This window comes from Methanoculleus chikugoensis (assembly GCF_900095385.1).
Taxonomy (GTDB): Archaea; Halobacteriota; Methanomicrobia; order Methanomicrobiales; family Methanoculleaceae; genus Methanoculleus; species Methanoculleus chikugoensis_A.
Genome location: NZ_FMID01000004.1, coordinates 118,292 through 135,051, shown reverse-complemented (window position 1 = coordinate 135,051; position 16,760 = coordinate 118,292). Strand labels below are relative to the sequence as shown.

Sequence of the window (16,760 nt, the reverse complement as noted above, 5' to 3'; positions counted from 1 at the left end):
TTCTTTTCCGGGCGCTCCCCGTACACTGGACCGTGGGGGTATCGCCATCGGGGAGGGGCCTGTCTCAACCTATCCCGGATACCTGTAGCCCCCACCCCACCCGCGAGGAAGACTGCGGGCAACGCTTGGCGATACGTAACCAGCCGGCGAACCGGGCCAGGTTTTATCCTCTCCGGCGTAAGACCCGGGCGAAGATGGACACCGTCACCTTACTCGGTCTTCTCGCCGGCACGCTCACGACGCTCGCGTTCGCGCCGCAGGTCGTCCGGGCGTGGCGGACGCGGTCGACCGCCGACCTCTCGCTTGGTATGCTCGTCGTCCTCCTCTCCGGCGTCCTGCTCTGGCTCGCCTACGGGGTGGTGAGAGGAGATATCGCCATCATCGCGGCGAACGGGGTAACGGCCGTCCTCGTCGGCCTGATCCTCTCGATCAAGAAGAAGAGTGGATGACGTGGATCGCCGTCGCCTTCACGGAGAGGGTGACGGACGCTCCCGGAACGAGGCCGAGTTCCTGCACCGACCGCCGGGTCAGGACCGCGGTGAGCATGACGCCCGCGTCAACCCGCACCTCGGCGACGGGGCCGTTCTCCGCGACCGAGACGACCGTCCGGGACATCCTGTTTCGGGCGCTGGTGCGCCGGTCATTCCCGACGGCGAGGACGACGTCGTCGGCCCGGATGCAGAGCGTGACCTCCTCACCCGCGGCGGCGTCCGTCACCGCCTCGAAGACCAGTCCGCCGACGTCCACCGTCGCGAGCCCGTCCTCGTTTGCCGTCACCGTTCCGTCCAGGATGTTCTCGACCCCGACGAACGACGCGACCTCCCGGCTCCTCGGCGCGTTCAGCACGACACCGGCCTCTCCCTCGTCCACGAGCGCCCCGTCGATGATCACCGCCATCCAGGTGGCGAGGAGATGCGCCTCCCGGCGCGAATGGCTCACCTGGACGACGGTGAGCCCGTCCTCCCGATGAAGCCGCTTGAGGTCGGCGATGAACTTCTCCTGCGTGACGGGATCGAGGGCCGAGAGCGGTTCGTCGAGGAGGAGGATGTCGGGTTTCACCGCGACGGCCCGTGCAAGCGCCACCCGCTGCTGCTCCCCGCCGGAGAGCGTCCCCGGATACCGGTTGGCGAGGTGAGCGATCCCGAACCGTTCGAGGAGAGGGGCGACCTCGGCCCGGGCCTCCTTCTTCCGCATCCCCTGCACCCGGAGACCGTAGGAGACGTTCTCGATGACCCGCATGTTCGGGAAGAGCGAGTAGTCCTGGTAGACGAGGGCAACCTTCCGCATCTCCGGGGGGAGAGCGGTGATCTCTTCGCCCCGGAGGAGGACGCGGCCGCTCTCCGGCCGGTGAAGCCCGGCGATAGCTTCGAGGAGCACCGTCTTTCCCGCCCCCGACGGCCCGACGATGAAGTAGTAGTCGCCCTTCCCGATCCTCAGGCTGACGTCGTTTAAGCGGAACGAGCCGAGTGCGAGCGATACACGGTCAAACTCTATCATCGTACCTCCCTAAGTACCGGGTCATCCTTCGCAGGAGGTAGAATACTCCGAAACTGACCAGGATGACCGTAAACGCGATGCTCCTGCTCGTGTGGATGCCGTCCGTCGTGAATGAGTAGTAGATCAGCGTCGATATGATGAACGGGTAGTAGGCGATCATGATGACGCCGGCGAACTCCCCGATCGCCCTCCCCCAGGCGAGGATGGCCCCGCTGTACATGTGCCGGAGGCTTAAGGGGAGGGTGACCGTCCAAAACGCCGTGAAGGTGCCCGCCCCGAGCGTGCGGGCGACGTTCTCCAGGTGGACCGGCACCTTCTCAAACCCTTCCCGCATGGAGTTGACGTAGAACGGCGAGGCGACGAAGAGCATCGCGATGATCGTTCCCGGGAGCGCGTCCTCGAACGCAAGCCCGATCTCCGAGAGCGGCGCGCCGAGCCATCCCCGGCGCATGAAGAGGAGGTAGACGAGCAGGCCCGCCACCGTGTGCGGCAGGATGAGCGGGATGTCGACGATGCTCTCGACGGCACCCTTGAGCCGCGAGGGACGGGCCCGGGCGAGAACGTAGGCAAGCGGTGTCCCGAAGAGGATGAGGAGGATGACGGCGCTCGCCCCCGCGCCGAACGTGAGGAGGATAGACCCGATCACCTCCGATGACGCTGCGACCTTGAGGAGATGGGCCGGGTCGGCGAGTTCCGTCATCGTGATGTTGGCGATGGCAAGCACCGTTATCCCGACGATCGCCGCGCCCATAATGCAGAACCCGACGATGCACCAGTCGAGATACCGCCCCCGATACTCGTTCCAGCGGGTAACGTTCGCCTCCTCGCCTGCCGGGAGGGGTTCGGTTGAGAGCGTTTCGGTCTTCATCTTCGTGATCGTGTTGTACTGGTTATGCACGCTTCACAGAAAGCCTGTTTTGGGAAAAAGAGAGAGGTCAGGGGTTGACCGTAACGAGCGACTGGAGCTCGGCCGGAACGGTGCCGTAACCGTCCGCGGGGACGATCGGGGGCTGGCCATCGCGCTCGAGGATCTCCTGGCCGGTAGCGCCGATCAACATCTCGACGAACGCAACGCCGAGGTCGGGGTGCTCCGCGATCTTCGGGACGGTCACGCCGTAGACGATGGGGGAGCCGGTATAAAGTGTCGTGCCGTCGCCCTTCTTCGCCTCGGTCTGGACGGTCGCGTAGTTATCCGCAAATGCGACGGCCGAGAGGTCGATCTCCTCGGGGAGCTCGATGAACAGAAGGTCGTTCTGCACGGCAACGCTCCGGTACTCCCAGGCGTAGTCAAGTCCGCCGGCCTGAACCATCTGGACTAACTCGACGCTCTTAGGCCGGATTGTCAGGGTGGTGCTGTCGGGCTTCGGGTCGGCGGCGTGGATGGTGTAGGTGCCGTTCTCTTCGGTGACGGTGATCGCGCTGTGCTCGCTGACAAGGGTCTCAAAGATCCGGTCGTTCTTGTAGTAGGTCTCGGCGAGCTGGATCACCATCGGGGTGCGGTAGCCGCAGGGGTCGGAGTTCGGGTCGGAGAAGCCCCACCGGACGCCGTCGCGGTCGAGGACCTCGTACCAGTTCTCGGCGGCAATCTCGTCGGCGTACTTACTCTCGTTCGTGTAGGTGAGCACCATCCGGTTCTTCGCAAACGTCAGGTACCAGTCGGCGTGATCGGGCAGCATCATCTCCGGGATGAGGGCGTAGTCGGCGGAGGCGAGGACGTCGGCGGGCTTGCCGTTCTCGGTGATCTTCTTGATGCAGTCGACACTGCCGGCGGGCTCGAGGAGCACGGTGACGCCGGGATGTTCGGCTTCGAATTCTGCTTTGACCTTCTCAAACGGTCCGGTCAGGCTCCCGGCATGGAAGACCTTTACCTGGACGTCTTCGGCGGCGGTTGCCGTCGGTGTGGGGGTCGTCGCCGGATCTTCAGTCGTCCCCGTGCAGCCGCAGAACAGGACCGCGACAGCGATGATGAGGGCGATAAAAGCCATTAAATTCGTTTGTTTCATGAAATAGCTTTTTAGGGCAATCGATTGTTAAAACTATCCTTTCCTGCAAGAAATTAAGGCAAATATGTTAATATTTTGGGCTAATTCAGTGCATTTGCCTCGGGAAGGTGCCCTGATACCAGTTCAGTGTCCGGTCAGGGGGATGAGGTGGACCGCCTTCGCCTGGAGGGAGATCCAGACCCCCACCCCCTCACGAAGCCCGAGGGCATCCGCCCGCCTTGCCGTCACCAGTGCGACGAGATCGCACCCGCAGTGGACCGTCACGTTCACAAACGGCGCCGCAGGTTCGATACGGGTGAGCATGGCCGGGAAGAGGTTCTCCGCCTCCTCGTGCATGGGTTCCCTCCGGTGCAGGGAGACGTCTTCGCCCCGGATGACTATCTCGACTTTGTCGGCGGGCGGCGGGGTCGCCGAGAGGATCTGCCTCCCGCCCGCCTCCACCGTGGTGAGCCCCTCGGTCCGGGAGACGACCCGGCCGGGGATGATGTTCTGGACGCCCACGAACCGGGCGATCCTCCGGTCCTTCGGTGCGCGGAATACATCGCTGGACGGCCCCGTCTGGGCGATCGTCCCCTCGATCATCACCCCGACGCGGTGGGCGAGCCGCTGCCCCTGCGCGAGGTCGTGGGTGCTTATGAGGACGGTCATCCCGGCTTCGCGGTTGAGCCGCATCACGATCTCCTCGATGGTCGCAGTCGATGTCGGGTCCAGATTTGCGGTCGGCTCGTCCAGGAAGAGGACCTCCGGGTCGGTCACGAGCACCCTCGATAACGCCACCCGCTGCTGCTCGCCGCCGGAGAGATCGGTCGCCCGGCTCCTCGTGTAGCGGGAGAGCCCGACGGCTTCGAGGGCCTCATTCACCCTCCGGTCGATCTCGTCGCCGGAGGCCCGCCGGTACCGGAGCCCCATCGCGACGTTGTCGTAGACGGATGCGTTGAAGACGATCGGCCGCTGAAAGAGCATTCCCATCCGGCGGCGGAGGTCGAGCCACCGGCCGCGCTCTGCGACCACATCGATGCCGAAGATCGAAAGTTCTCCCTCGTTTGCGGGCTCGATCAGGTCGAGGACGCGGAGAAGCGTGCTCTTCCCGGAACCGCTCGGACCGATGAGTGCCAGGATCTCTCCTTCTTCAACCGCGAGGTCGACATCGTGCAGGGCCAGGAGGCTGCCGTAGGACTTCCGTATGCCGTGTGCCTCTATGATTGCCATACCGTCACCGCCTCTGCACCAGGGATAGCGCGAGATTCACCCCGAGCGCCACCGAGAGGAGGATGATCCCGAGTGCGATCGAGAGGGAGTAGTTCGCCATCGACGTGTTGAGCGTGATCGCCGTGGTGAGGACGCGGGTGGCGCCCCGGATGTTCCCCCCGACGATCATCACCGACCCCACCTCGGCGATCGCCCGCCCGAACCCGAGGAGGACGCCGGCCATGACCGCGAACCGTGCCTCCGATATGATCGTCATGACCGTCTGGAGCCTGCTCGCGCCGAGTGCGGTGATCGTGTAGCGCTTGTCCCGGTCGATCCCGGAGAGCGCCGAGACCGTCAGCCCCATCAGGAGCGGTATGATGAGAACCGTCTGGGTGACGATCATGCCGCCGGGGGTGTAGAGGAGGCGGAGGAACCCGAAGGGGCCGATGTTTGAGAGGAACAGGAACATGACCAGGCCGACGATGACCGTCGGGAGCGCATACAGCGTCTGCAGCGTGGAGACCACCGCATGCTTCCCCCGGAACTCGTAGAAGTAGATCAGCGCCCCGAGCGGCAGGGCGATCAGCGCGGCAAAGAAGGTGGCGGTGAGGGAGACGTAGAGCGAGCGGATGGTGATCTCGACCACCTGCGGGTCGAGGGCGATGATGAGCTCGATGGCCTCGATGAACCCCTCGACGATCGGGTTCCCGTTCACCACGCGAACTCACCCTCCAGGCTCCCTGTCACCTCGCTCCCCGCCCTGCTCGTGATGCTTACGTGGGTACCGGCTCCGCGCAGGTGCAGTTGAACGGCGGCTCCGTGCACTCGGGTGCGTAAAGCGGCGTGAAGAGCGGTTTACCGAACTCCTCGGTGCCGAACTCCCCGATCATCTCCTTCGTCTCGTCCGAGGTGAGCCAGTTGATGAAGTCCGCGGCACCTTCGGCGTTCACCTCCGCGTGCTGCTCGGGGTTGACGGCAATCGCGCTGTAGCGGTTGAGGAGTTCCGCGCCCTCGGCGACGACCGGGACGAGATCGAGCCGGTCTGCAAACGAGAGATAGGTCCCCTCATCGGAGAGGGTGTATGCCTGCTGCTCGTTTGCGAGGATCAGGGTGTCGCCCATCCCCTTGCCGGCCTCGACGTACCAGGCCCCGGCGTCAAGGACATCGGCCTCGTAGTCGTAGCCCGCCTCTTCCCAGAGCACCTTCTCCTGGTTGTGGGTCCCGGAGTTGTCGCCGCGGGAGACGAAGGCGACGCCCGCCGTCTGGTTCGTGCCGGCGGTATAGATCGCCTGGAAGGCCTCCACCGGGCTCATGTTCGCGATCCCCGCCGGGTCAGATTCGGGGCCGACGATGATGAAGTAGTTGTAGGCGATGCACCGCGGGTTGATCCCGAAGCCGTCGTCGATGAACTGCTGCTCAAGGTCCGGGGCGTGGACGAGGACGAGATCGACGTCGCCGCGCCTGCCGGAGTCGATGGACTGGCCGGTGCCCTGGGAGATGAACTGGAGGTCGACCCCGGTCTCGTTCTCGTAGACCCGTTCGAGCTCCGCGAGGAGCCCGGTGTTCTCAAGGCTTGTCGTGGTGGCGATCCGCACGACGTTCGCCCCGCCGGGGGGAGCGGTCGTGGCGTTCGGTGTCGCGTTCCCGTCCGGCGCCGTCCCCGTGCATCCCGCACAGAGGGCAAGGATGAGCAGGACCGCGATGATGCCTGCCGTCAGAAGAGTCGTATTCGTTCTCATAACAACGCGTCAGGATGATTGACCGGTATTAAATAGTTAACGGTGTCCCCGGGGTTAACGATCCGTCCCTCGCCCCCCCGGAGAGCGCTCCCACCCGGGCCGCCGCCTGCCGGTTCTCCGTGCAGGCGGCAGGGACCCGTGCTGTTCACGCCGTAGTGTTCGTCTCTCCCGAGCAGGAGGTGCAGTTGAACGGCGGCTCCGTGCATTCCGGTGGGTAAAGGGGCACAAAGAGCGGCTGGCCGAACTCTTCGACGCCGAAGTTCCCGATGTACTCCTTGGTCTCGTTCGTGGTGATCCAATCGATGAAGTTGTTCGCCTCATCGATGTTGACGCCCTGCGCCATCTCGGGGTTGACCGCAATTGCGCTGTAGCGGTTCATGAGTTGGTCGCCCTCCGTCACCAGCTGCACGAGGTTCAACTGGCTCTGGAAGGCAAGGTACGTCCCGATGTCGGAGAGGGTGTAGGCTTCCCTCTGGTTGGCGATGGTCAGGGTCTCGCCCATGCCGCTCCCGGTCTCGAGATACCAGTTCCCGGAGTCCTGGATCTCCTGGGTGTAATTGTAGCCGGCCGCCGTCCAGATCTCCTTCTCGCGGGTGTGAGTCCCGGAATCGTCACCACGGGAGACGAACGCCACGCCCTCGGTGTCGTTCGTGCCGGCAGCATAGATCGCCTGGAAGGCCTCGACCGGGGTCATGTTCGCGATCCTCGCCGGGTCGGACTCGGGCCCGACGATGAGGAAGTTGTTGTAGGCGAAGCACCGCTCGTTGATGCCGTAGCCTTCGTCGATGAACTCCTGCTCAAGCGACGGCGAATGGACGAGCACCAGGTCGACGTCGCCGCGTCGCGCGGTATCGAGCGACTGTCCGGTGCCCTGGGCGGTGATCTGCACGTCCACGTCGGAGGTGTTCTCGTACATCAGTTCAAGTTCGTCGAGAAGCCCCGTATCGTAGAGGCTCGTCGTCGTTGCTATCCGGAGTGTACCCGGATCCGCTGCCTCCTGTGCTGTAACGGAGACGGCACAGGAGGCGAGCAGCACTACCATGATGCCCAGGAGGGGCACCCACGTTCTCGATCTCATGCGGGGACGCACTCAGCCGGGTTTATATTTATACGTTATTATAATAATTACAAAATTAAGGATGTCAATCTCTTCTGCACACCCGCCCTCCGGAGGAGAGGCATTCCCCCGGAGGGTGGCGAAACCTTAACGCTCCTCCCCGCCGACCCTCTTCCTCATGTGGCAGGCGCTGGATATCGGGACCTGGATCGCGGGACGGCGGTCGGACCTCGACCGGGTGAAGGGGCCGGTCTCCGAGATCATCGGGAGGGTGCGCTCAGAGGGTGACGCCGCCCTCATCGACCTGACGAAGAAGTTCGACGGGATCGATCTGGCTGAGTTCGCCGTCACCGAGGAGGAGCGGGAGGCGGCCTACGACGAGGTGGACCCGCAGCTGGTCGCGAGCCTCGTGGAGGCGGAAGAGCGGATCAGCCGGTTCCATGAACTGCAGCGCGGGCGCGACCTCTGGCTGCAGGAGGTGGAGCCGGGGATCACGCTCGGGGTCAAGACGACGCCCCTATCCCGGATCGGCGCCTATATCCCCGGCGGGCGGGCGGCATACCCCTCGACGGCGCTGATGTGCACGATCCCGGCGAAGGTCGCAGGAGTCCGAGAGATCTGCTGCTGCACCCCGCCGCCGGTAAATCCGATCACCCTCGTCGCGCTCGACATCGCCGGGGTCGACGAGATCTACCGGATCGGCGGCGCCCAGGCGATCGCGGCAATGGCGCTCGGGACGGAGTCTATCCCGCGGGTGGAGAAGATCGTCGGCCCGGGGAACGTCTACGTCACCGCGGCGAAGATGCTTCTCCGCGACGCAGCCGAGATCGACTTTCCGGCGGGGCCGAGCGAGATCGCGATCCTCGCGGACGAGACGGCGAACCCGACGTTCGTCGCGGCCGATATCCTTGCCCAGGCCGAGCACGACCCGAACGCCGCCTGCGTCCTCGTGACGACCGACGCGGCCCTGGCCGGACGGGTCGGTGCCGAGGTGAAGCGGATGGTAGCGGGCGCACAGCGCGGGGATATCATCGCAAAGGCGCTTGAGCACTCCGGCTACATCGTCGCCGCCGACCTCGATGAGGCGGTAGCGACCGTCGACGGGATCGCCCCCGAGCACCTCTCAATCCAGGTCGCCGACCCGCTCTCCGTCCTGAACCGGATCCGGAGCGCCGGGTCGATCTTCGTCGGCCCCTACGCGGCGGTTGCCTGCGGCGATTATGCATCGGGGACGAACCACGTCCTCCCGACGGCAGGCTATGCGAGCCTCTACTCCGGCCTCGACGTGAACCACTTCTGCCGGCGCTCGACGGTGCAGGTGATCACGCGGGAGGGGCTCGAGGCCATCGGCGACGTGGTGGAGACGATCGCCGACGCGGAGGGGCTCCACGCCCACGCGGAGTCGGTGCGGGTAAGGAGAAGGGGATAAAAGACCTTTTTTTCGCTACGACCGAAGGGATTCGAGCCGGGAATCTCCTGAAAAAGATACGTTATCGGGAGGTCGGCGGCGACGGCTCCGGTGCAGCCTCCCCGCGGACCATCCGGATAGCCTCGATTGCGTCCTCTGCAACGCTTCTCTCCTCCGCATCGGCGCTCCCGGCGAGGCGCTGCAACGCCTCGATTGCCCGCGGGTTGCCGATGTACTTGAGCGCTCCCGCCGCATAGAGCCGGACGTTCCTGTCGGCGTCCTTCGTCGCCGCGATCAGCGGCTCGACCGCGGCATCGCCCATCCGAAAGAGGGCGCCTCCCGCCGCCCCCCGGACATCGTCGTTCTCGTCCCGGAGCGCCCCGATGAGGGGCTCGACCGCAGCCGGGTTGCCGGTATCGCCGAGGACCCCCGCCGCGACGATCCGGACGTCCGGGTCCGCATCGGCGAGCATCGCCATGAGCGGCTCCACCGCCCTGCTCTCGAACTTTGCAAGCGCCCCGGACGCCTGGCACCGGAGGTCATCGCTTGCATCCTTGAGCGCCCGGGCGAGGGGCTCGACCGCGGCAGGATCGTTGATCTCACCGAGGATGGCGGCCGCGTAGACCCGCCGGAGATCCCTCCCGGTCGCGACCTCCCAGGTCCGGCCCCCGGGGCCGGTCACGGTCGTCGGGCCGGCGGCGGCCCCCGGCTCGTCGTACCTCCCCGACGCTTCGGGGTCATCGAGGAGTTCGACCAGCGGCCCGACCGCCGGGCTCCCGAGCAGCGTGAGCGAGTCCGCCGCCGCCTCCCGCACCGCCGTCAGCGGGTCGCCAAGCGCCCGGATGAGCGGCCCGACCGCTTCGGCACCGCCGAAGTCCCCGAGCGCCAGGGCGGCCCGCTGACGGGTCAGGCCGTCATCGCTCTCGATCGCCTCGACCAGGCCGTCTACGTCCTCCTCGGCCCGCAGGCGATCGATGTTGAACCGTCTCTCTTGTGCCAATCTTTTCGCCTCCATGGCCGGTGTATGGCGAAGGGTCGATATAATAACTTGCGCAAGATGCCTCTCGGGAGGCATCCAAAGACCCTGTTCTGAGAGGCGTTCAACTCTGGCGGGGCGATCTTCAAAAGAGAGAGGGGGTAAGGCGCGTGCAATTCCGGTCGCACATGGCATCCGGGGCTCAAGGCAACGCCTGTCACTACCTCCGCCAACGTCTCGGTTCCGTGCGTCCTATGGTGCTGTAGTTTCGACATATCGGACATTTGACGGGTCCACTGGTAGATTCTCCTTCCCATCGGTGATGGCATTTGCCACAGTAATAGATGGCGTAGTTTCCGGTTGTTTCTGCTGTCATGGTATAACTCTCTTGAACCCGGCAAAGAGATCCCGTGTCTCCTCCGGGCTCGCTGTTCAGGATAGGCAACTGCCAGCATCGGCAAAACTCGTAAGAGAACGATGGGGCAGTCTTTCCCCGGGGTGGTAGAGACTGCCCGCCGGGCCGACCCCCTTGCGCGGCATATCGTCACGCCCGGAATAGATCTGTGCCCGGCGGCTGCTCTCTTGTACAGTCAGGAATGTGAAGACCCGCGTCAGAGTGCTCCGAAGAGGCGGTATGCCTCTCCCGGAGTTCAGGGTCATGGCTGCACCCGGGGCGCCTAAGGTGTCTAACTTATGAGGTCCACCCATATATACCCCGGCTCTACCACCCCCACGAGGGCCCTCTGGTCCGAAGATGCTCCCGGCATGCCAAAAAGAAAAGAGTGGTTCGCTCCGGCATCACCGGGATACCGGTGGAACGGGGGTCGCCGAACCCTGCTTCTGCCGGAACCGCGCCATCCCGTCCTCCGCCCCCCTCCGGACCCGGGGGTCGGCATCAGAGAGCGCCCGGTCGAGCGCTCCTTCCGCCCGCGGGTCGGCGATCTCCCCGAGGATGATGGCGGCGTAGGCCCGGCGCAGCGCCGTGCCGGGGCTGACCCCTTCCGGCACGACGCCGGCCCTCCTCGCTCCGGGAAAGAGTCGTTCGTGCTCCCTTGCGTCCTCCGGGCCGCCGAGGAGATCGTGCTGGGCGAGTTCGCGGTGCCGGAGATTCTTTCTCGTCCCGAGATCCGCCGGCCCCCCGAAGAGATCGTGCTGGGTGATCTCGCTCCCGTGCTGGAGCCTCCTTTTCTCGGGTGGTATCCCCTCGGGCCCGCCGAGGAGGTCGATCTGGGTGAGGCCATGGCCGGTCGGCTCCCGTGGCACCCCGACTCCGGGACGGTCGAGGAGGCCGATCAGCGGTTCGACCGCCGGTGTTCCGACCATGACGAGCGCGTTTGCCGCCCCCTCCCGGACGTCCTGCACCGGATCGTTGAGCGCCCGGATGAGGGGGTCCACCGCCCGCCACTCCCCGAGCGCGCCGAGGTTGAGGGCGGCGGTCCGGCGTGCGGTCGGATCGCCGCTCTGCAGCGTCTCGATCAGGCTGTCGACATCCTCTCTCGATGCCGTATGCTCGATATCGGGCGGGGGGGCATCACCGCCTCCGCCGGGACCGGCGTCGACATCCTCTCTCGATGCCGTATGCTCGATATCGTACTGCTTCTCCCCTGCTGGAATGTCCCTTCTCTGCATCACAATCACCTCAGGATGGGGCGGTATAATCGGTCAAGAATATAAAAATGTCGTGCATAAAAATCGAGATGTGCCGTATTGAGAATCCGGCCTCTCCCGGGAGGGGGTGCGCGAAGGCGGGCAGGTGAGAGCAGGTATTTTATCTGCGCAGAGCGAGGAGAATAACATGCCGGAGCAGAAGAGAAAGGCGGAACTGAAGATCTCCGGGATGCACTGTGCGTCCTGCGCCCTCAACGTGGAACGCGCTCTCCAGGGCCGGGACGACGTCTATGACGCCCGGGTCAACCTCGCAAACGAGACCGCCGTCGTCGAGTACGACCCGTCGAAGGCCACCCTCGCGGATCTTGAACGGACGGTCACGAACGTCGGTTACGAGGTCGTAAGGAACGAGGTCACCGTCAGGATCGGCGGGATGGTCTGCGCCTCCTGCGCCCAGGTGATCGAGGCATCGCTCGGCGATCTCGACGGGGTCTACGATGCCCGGGTCAACCTCGCAAACGAGAATGCACACGTCGTCTACAGCCCCGCGCTCGTCACGACTGCGGATATCCGCGCCGCCGTCGAGGACGCCGGCTACCAGTACCTCGGCCTCGAGGAGGAGGTCACCGGGGACGTCGAGACCCGGATGCGCGAGGAAGACCTCCGGGACAAGTTCCGGCGGCTGACCGTCGGCTTTGCGGTGAGCATCCCGCTCTTCGTCTACATGCTCCTCGGGATGCCGGGGGCGGCCGCCCTCCCGGTCTCCGTGAACCTCGTCATGCTCGTCATCACCCTGCCGGTCTTCCTCTACGTCAGCGCCCCCATCTTCAGGGCCGCGGCCGCCGCGCTCCGGAACCGGGCGCTGACGATGGACGTCATGTACGCGATGGGGATCGGCGTCGCATACGGCGCAAGCCTTCTCGGCACCTTCGGGATCGTCCTCACCCCGGAGTTCAACTTCTACGAGACCGCCGTGATGCTTGCCTCGTTCCTGACGCTCGGGCGGTACCTCGAAGCCCGGGCGAAGGGGCGGACGTCTGAAGCCATCAAGAACCTGATCGGCCTCCGGCCGAAGACCGCGACGGTTATCCGGGACGGCCGGGAGGTCGAGGTCGGGATCGAGGAGGTCGTCGTCGGCGACGTGCTCCTGGTCCGGCCGGGGGAGAAGGTGCCGGTGGACGGGACGGTCGTCGGCGGCGAGAGTTCCGTCGACGAGTCGATGATCACCGGCGAGCCCATCCCGACCGACAGGCGGGAGGGCGACGGGGTCGTCGGCGGCACCCTGAACGTGAACGGGGTCCTCCGGGTCCGGGCGGAGAAGGTCGGGAAAGATATGGTGTTATCGCAGATCATCAGGCTCGTCCGGGACGCCCAGGGTTCACGGCCCCCGGTGGAGCGGATCGCCGACGTCGCGGTCTCCTACTTCATCCCGGTCATTCTCGCGATAGCGATTGCCGCCTTCCTCGTCTGGTACGTGGGGCTCGGTTCGTCGCTCCTCTTTGCGCTCACGGTGCTGATATCCGTCCTGGTCGTCGCCTGTCCCTGCGCGCTCGGCCTTGCCACCCCGACCGCCGTGACCGTCGGGATCGGCCGGGGCGCCGAACTCGGACTGCTGATCAGGAACGGCGAGGCGCTCGAGGTCTCGGAGAAACTGACCGCGATCGTCTTCGACAAGACGGGGACGCTCACCCGGGGGAAACCCGACGTCACCGACGTCGTCGCGTTCGGGGTTCCGGAGGACCGGCTGTTATCGGTCGCCGCGGCGGTCGAGAAGAACTCCCAGCACCCGCTCGGGGCAGCGGTCGTCCGGCGGGCAGAGAGCGCCGGGGTCGGTATCCCGGCGTCGGAGCGATTCAACACCTTCGGCGGCCTGGGGGTCAGCGCTGTCGTGGAGGGGGAGGAGGTCCTGATCGGGAACCAGCCCTTCCTTGAGGAGCGCGGCATCGCCGTCCCGCCGAAGGCCGGGATGCGGGTGACCGTGTTTCAGGACGTGGGGAAGACCGCGGTGCTCGTCGCCATAGGGGGCGAACTCGCGGGCATTCTCGCCATCGCCGATACCCTCAAACCGACGACGCGGACCGCCGTCGCGGAACTGAAACGGATGGGCCTCTCCGTCATGATGATCACCGGTGACAACGAGCGGACGGCGAACGCCATCGCCCGCGAGGTCGGTATCACGGACGTCCACGCCGGGGTGCTGCCGCAGGAGAAGGCCGAAGAGGTCCGGGCCCTCCAGGTGCAGGGCGAGGTCGTGGCCTTCGTCGGCGACGGGATCAACGACGCCCCGGCGCTTGCGCAGGCGGACGTCGGGATCGCCATCGGGAGTGGAACCGACGTCGCCATCGAGAGCGGGGATATCGTCCTCGTCCGGGACGACCTCGTCGACGCCGTCGCGGCCGTCGAACTCTCCCGGAAGGTGATGAGCCGGATCAAGCAGAACCTCTTCTGGGCGTTCGCCTACAACTCCGCCCTCATCCCCCTCGCGGCAGGCGTGCTCTACCCCTTCTTCGGCATCACCTTCCGGCCGGAGTACGCGGCGCTCGCGATGGCCCTCTCGTCGGTGACGGTCGTCTCGCTCTCGCTGCTGCTCAAGACATATATACCTCCGGTGAAGAGAGGGATCCTGTCGGAGGTCGATACTTATGGCAGTTGATCCCGTATGCAAGATGGACGTCGATGAGGCGACGGCGAAGTTCACGTCCGAGTATAAGGGCAAGACCTACTACTTCTGCGCCCCGGGCTGCAAGAAACTCTTCGAGCGCGACCCGGAGGCGTACCTGAAGGGGGCGTGAGTTCGTCACCTAGGGTCCTCCCCTGCGGATCACAAACCCCTTATACTCAGAGAATAATAGGATATTCTTAGATCTAACCCCTAAAAACCGTTATTTTTGGTATAGCATCATATAGTTTATATCGGTGTGTGCCCTTCAGAACCGGTAGACCATCTGCCGCGTCCGCGCTCCCTGCCGCTCCTCTCCCGGGTTAAGGGCGCTCGCGTCGTCGCAGACACTCCGGAGGGTGGCGCTTGCGTTGTCAGCGAAGTGAACCGCCCAGGCCTCGGGCGTCCGGGGCTGGACCTCGCCGTGGGGGCCGTGGTGCGACATCACGATATGGAGGATGTGCGCGAACCGTGCGGGATCGACGCCGGCGGAGTACTTCATCAGCGCCGCGGCCCCGATCGCCGTATGCCCGACGAGGGTGTAGTCGGGGAGCGCGACGAACGAGAAACCCCGACGGCAGAAGCAGGACGCTTTGCCGATGTCGTGGAGGAGTGCTCCGGCGAGGAGGATGTCGGTATCCATCTCCGCCCGCGAGACGCTGCCCGCGAGGTTCGCCGCAATCTCCGCGGTCTCGAGGGTGTGCTCCGCAAGGCCTCCCATATAGTCGTGATGGCGGCGTTTGGCCGCGGGAACCTCAAAGAACCCGGGCGTATCGTTCATCACCCGTGATACGAGGGAGAATATGCCGGGGTCCTCGATCTGGGCGGCCATACGCCCGAGTCCCCGCCGGACTCCGTCGTCGTCCGCGGGTGCATGGACAAACCAGGACGGGTCGAGAAGGTCTCCCCGGATAGGGTCCGCGAGGTTCGCGATCCCGTCGTTCACGTTCACCTCGCAGGTGCCGTTGAACTCCTTCGCATATCCCCGGATGCGGTAGACCTCGCCGGGCCGGATAGCGCGGCAGAACCCCTCGATCTGCTCCACACTGAGATCCGGCGTCCCCCAGACCTTGCAGGTCCCTCGCCCGGTCCTGTCGGAGATGACGAGTTGAATGTATTTGCCGCCCCGCTTCTCCCGGAGTTCTGCGGCGTCCACCACGAAGGGCGCGTCGACCTGGACGCTCCCGCTCAGTTCTTCCACGAAGATCGTCTTCTCAAGCACTGGATCACCGTCAGGATTCCATCCACGTAAAGAGGCTTAAAACCCGGCGATCTGTTCCAGGAGGAGAGGGGGAGGCGGACTACCCGAACCGGAGCCGGATCATCCCGAGCAGCATCGCCTTCACGTCCGTCGTCGCCACCTTCGACTCGTCCCGGTTCTCCCAGGTGATCGGGACCTCCTCCACCCGGTAGCTGCTCCGGCGCAACCGCCAGAGGAGTTCGACGTCGAACTCGAACCCGGTCGACCGGATCGAGGGGAGAACCTCCTCAAGAGCATCCTTCCGGAAGACCTTTGCGCCGCACTGGGTATCCCGGTAATCGAGCCCGAAGAGCGCCCTGGCCATGAGGTTGAAGAGACGGCTCTCGACCCGGCGACGGAACCCCTGCCGCACGGGGAGGACCGATCCCGGAACCCAGCGCGACCCGATGGCGCCGTCGGCGGTTGCGAGACGGTCGAAGAGCCGCTCCATCTCGGAGAGCGCGGTCGAACCGTCCGCGTCCATGTAGCCGACGAAGGGTGTTTCCGCCGCCTCCATCCCGGCGACGACGCCTCCCCCTTTCCCGAGCCGGGCCGGGTAGGTCAGGCACCGGATGGAGAGCGACGGGTGAGCGTCCGCAAACGCACCGACGATCTCTGCTGTGGCATCGGTCCCGTCGCAGACGAAGACGAGATCGCCCTTGAAGCCCGAGACGTCCTCGAGGAGCGACCGGATCCGCCGCTCTTCGTTGTATGCGGGGATCACCAGGGTGCAGTCCGCCGGGCTCACGCCGCCGTTACCGGTATCGTCTAGCATTCCAGTTTCGTGATGATGGTGTCGGCGAACTGTGCGGCGGCGGCGGGGCCGTTCGCGGTCACGACCTGCATGTCGGCGACGACGGGGATCTCAAGGAAGTTCGCTCCCGCCTTCTTCATCTCCGCGACAGCCGCCGGGCTCGGGTATACCGTCGCCTGCCTCCCGGCGAGGATGCCCGCCCGTGCCAGCACGACCGGCGCAAGGCAGATGGCGGCGACGACCTTGCCCTGCTCGAAGAACGACCTGGTGAGTTCCCGGAGCCGCTCGCTTCCCCAGAGGTGCTCCTCCGAGCCGCTGCCGCCCACGATCACGATCCCGGCGTAGTCGTCGCTCTTTGCGTCATCAAACGTCATGGTCGCCTCCGCGGCGCCCCCGAGCATCCCCGTGCACGTGCCGGCGACCGTAGAGGCGATGTCGGCGCCGATCCCCGCCTCCTCGAAGGTGCGTCTCGGGATCTCCAGTTCCTCGTCTCTGAACCGTTCCGGTGCAATCGCAAGCAAGAGTTTCATACGCGTCTTCTATCAGGGATTTGTTCATAAGCGTATTGATGGTTGTGGAGCGGGGTCGTGCCCCCCGGAGAGAATGCCCGGGAAGATCCGGGCCGTGT

Annotated in this window: 16 protein-coding genes; 4 read left to right on the top strand and 12 right to left on the bottom strand. The window is 65.2% G+C overall.

Annotation, left to right across the window (positions count from 1 at the left end; genetic code table 11):
- Positions 1-194 precede the first annotated feature (194 nt).
- On the top strand, positions 195-449 hold the full coding sequence (locus L21_RS01055) for a SemiSWEET family sugar transporter (RefSeq protein WP_074368645.1): 255 nt from the start codon (positions 195-197) through the stop codon (positions 447-449).
- On the opposite strand, the gene L21_RS01050 is transcribed toward L21_RS01055, so the two are convergent.
- The 7 genes from L21_RS01050 to L21_RS01020 all read right to left on the bottom strand — a co-directional run bounded on the left by L21_RS01050 (position 430) and on the right by L21_RS01020 (position 7,508).
- Positions 430-1,497 (bottom strand): ABC transporter ATP-binding protein, encoded by a 1,068-nt coding sequence (locus L21_RS01050; RefSeq protein ID WP_074368644.1) that lies wholly within the window; start codon positions 1,495-1,497, stop codon positions 430-432. The genes L21_RS01055 and L21_RS01050 overlap by 20 nt on opposite strands.
- Positions 1,484-2,395: an ABC transporter permease gene (locus L21_RS01045; RefSeq protein WP_256711847.1), complete on the bottom strand. Its 912-nt coding sequence runs from the start codon at positions 2,393-2,395 to the stop codon at positions 1,484-1,486. Before L21_RS01045 ends, L21_RS01050 begins: the two co-directional genes overlap by 14 nt.
- A gap of 37 nt (positions 2,396-2,432) precedes the next feature.
- Positions 2,433-3,500 carry a tungstate ABC transporter substrate-binding protein WtpA gene (gene wtpA / locus L21_RS01040; RefSeq protein ID WP_074368643.1) on the bottom strand — a complete coding sequence of 356 codons (1,068 nt, stop codon included), beginning with the start codon at positions 3,498-3,500 and terminating at the stop codon, positions 2,433-2,435.
- Positions 3,501-3,623: 123 nt separating this feature from the next.
- On the bottom strand, positions 3,624-4,709 hold the full coding sequence (locus L21_RS01035) for an ABC transporter ATP-binding protein (RefSeq protein WP_074368642.1): 1,086 nt from the start codon (positions 4,707-4,709) through the stop codon (positions 3,624-3,626).
- A gap of 4 nt (positions 4,710-4,713) precedes the next feature.
- A complete protein-coding gene (locus L21_RS01030) occupies positions 4,714-5,409 on the bottom strand; it encodes an ABC transporter permease (RefSeq protein ID WP_074368641.1) in 696 nt (231 codons plus the stop codon).
- Between the two features lie 55 nt (positions 5,410-5,464).
- The gene (locus L21_RS01025) at positions 5,465-6,430 is read right to left on the bottom strand and encodes an ABC transporter substrate-binding protein (protein ID WP_074368640.1); all 966 of its coding nucleotides are present in this window, start codon (positions 6,428-6,430) and stop codon (positions 5,465-5,467) included.
- Positions 6,431-6,575: 145 nt separating this feature from the next.
- Positions 6,576-7,508, bottom strand: coding sequence for an ABC transporter substrate-binding protein (locus L21_RS01020; protein ID WP_074368639.1), 933 nt, complete (start codon positions 7,506-7,508; stop codon positions 6,576-6,578).
- Between the two features lie 157 nt (positions 7,509-7,665).
- Here L21_RS01020 and hisD point away from each other — a divergent pair, with 157 nt between their 5' ends.
- A complete protein-coding gene (gene hisD / locus L21_RS01015; RefSeq protein WP_074368638.1) occupies positions 7,666-8,916 on the top strand; it encodes a histidinol dehydrogenase in 1,251 nt (416 codons plus the stop codon).
- A gap of 61 nt (positions 8,917-8,977) precedes the next feature.
- On the opposite strand, the gene L21_RS01010 is transcribed toward hisD, so the two are convergent.
- Complete coding sequence (locus L21_RS01010; protein WP_074368637.1) at positions 8,978-9,910, bottom strand: HEAT repeat domain-containing protein; 933 nt, start codon at positions 9,908-9,910, stop codon at positions 8,978-8,980.
- Positions 9,911-10,669: 759 nt separating this feature from the next.
- Positions 10,670-11,500 (bottom strand): HEAT repeat domain-containing protein, encoded by an 831-nt coding sequence (locus L21_RS01005; RefSeq protein WP_074368636.1) that lies wholly within the window; start codon positions 11,498-11,500, stop codon positions 10,670-10,672.
- Positions 11,501-11,666: 166 nt separating this feature from the next.
- Here L21_RS01005 and L21_RS01000 point away from each other — a divergent pair, with 166 nt between their 5' ends.
- Positions 11,667-14,132 (top strand): heavy metal translocating P-type ATPase, encoded by a 2,466-nt coding sequence (locus L21_RS01000; RefSeq protein WP_074368635.1) that lies wholly within the window; start codon positions 11,667-11,669, stop codon positions 14,130-14,132.
- Positions 14,122-14,271 carry a YHS domain-containing protein gene (locus tag L21_RS00995; protein WP_074368634.1) on the top strand — a complete coding sequence of 50 codons (150 nt, stop codon included), beginning with the start codon at positions 14,122-14,124 and terminating at the stop codon, positions 14,269-14,271. The genes L21_RS01000 and L21_RS00995 overlap by 11 nt, the downstream gene beginning before the upstream one ends.
- Positions 14,272-14,406: 135 nt before the next feature.
- Here the strand turns inward: L21_RS00995 and L21_RS00990 are convergent, their stop codons facing one another.
- From L21_RS00990 to L21_RS00980, 3 genes are all read right to left on the bottom strand, one after another.
- Positions 14,407-15,360 carry an HD domain-containing protein gene (locus L21_RS00990; protein ID WP_074368633.1) on the bottom strand — a complete coding sequence of 318 codons (954 nt, stop codon included), beginning with the start codon at positions 15,358-15,360 and terminating at the stop codon, positions 14,407-14,409.
- 79 nt (positions 15,361-15,439) lie between these two features.
- Positions 15,440-16,153 (bottom strand): dolichyl-phosphate beta-glucosyltransferase, encoded by a 714-nt coding sequence (locus L21_RS00985; RefSeq protein WP_074368632.1) that lies wholly within the window; start codon positions 16,151-16,153, stop codon positions 15,440-15,442.
- Positions 16,147-16,662 carry a DJ-1/PfpI/YhbO family deglycase/protease gene (locus L21_RS00980; protein ID WP_074368631.1) on the bottom strand — a complete coding sequence of 172 codons (516 nt, stop codon included), beginning with the start codon at positions 16,660-16,662 and terminating at the stop codon, positions 16,147-16,149. Before L21_RS00980 ends, L21_RS00985 begins: the two co-directional genes overlap by 7 nt.
- Positions 16,663-16,760 lie beyond the last annotated feature (98 nt).